1 rRNA gene (only partly in view) is annotated in these 907 nt (G+C 53.3%); it reads left to right on the top strand.

From position 1 onward, the window contains the following. A 23S ribosomal RNA gene (locus JTI85_RS02605) occupies positions 1 to 907 on the top strand (it extends past both window edges: 573 nt to the left, 1,427 nt to the right).

Raw genomic sequence — 907 nt, forward strand, 5'->3', positions numbered from 1 at the left:
ATGGGTCAGCGACTTATATTCTGTAGCAAGGTTAACCGAATAGGGGAGCCGAAGGGAAACCGAGTCTTAACTGGGCGTTAAGTTGCAGGGTATAGACCCGAAACCCGGTGATCTAGCCATGGGCAGGTTGAAGGTTGGGTAACACTAACTGGAGGACCGAACCGACTAATGTTGAAAAATTAGCGGATGACTTGTGGCTGGGGGTGAAAGGCCAATCAAACCGGGAGATAGCTGGTTCTCCCCGAAAGCTATTTAGGTAGCGCCTCGTGAATTCATCTTCGGGGGTAGAGCACTGTTTCGGCTAGGGGGTCATCCCGACTTACCAACCCGATGCAAACTGCGAATACCGAAGAATGTTATCACGGGAGACACACGGCGGGTGCTAACGTCCGTCGTGAAGAGGGAAACAACCCAGACCGCCAGCTAAGGTCCCAAAGTCACAGTTAAGTGGGAAACGATGTGGGAAGGCACAGACAGCCAGGATGTTGGCTTAGAAGCAGCCATCATTTAAAGAAAGCGTAATAGCTCACTGGTCGAGTCGGCCTGCGCGGAAGATGTAACGGGGCTAAACTGTGCACCGAAGCTGCGGCAGCGACACTATGTGTTGTTGGGTAGGGGAGCGTTCTGTAAGCCGTTGAAGGTGTGTCGTGAGGCATGCTGGAGGTATCAGAAGTGCGAATGCTGACATAAGTAACGATAATGCGGGTGAAAAACCCGCACGCCGGAAGACCAAGGGTTCCTGTCCAACGTTAATCGGGGCAGGGTGAGTCGACCCCTAAGGCGAGGCCGAAAGGCGTAGTCGATGGGAAACAGGTTAATATTCCTGTACTTGGTGTTACTGCGAAGGGGGGACGGAGAAGGCTATGTTAGCCGGGCGACGGTTGTCCCGGTTTAAGCATGTAGGCGG

Origin of the sequence: Citrobacter sp. Colony219 (assembly GCF_019382635.1) — a bacterium.
In the GTDB taxonomy this organism is placed as follows: domain Bacteria; phylum Pseudomonadota; class Gammaproteobacteria; order Enterobacterales; family Enterobacteriaceae; genus Citrobacter; species Citrobacter youngae.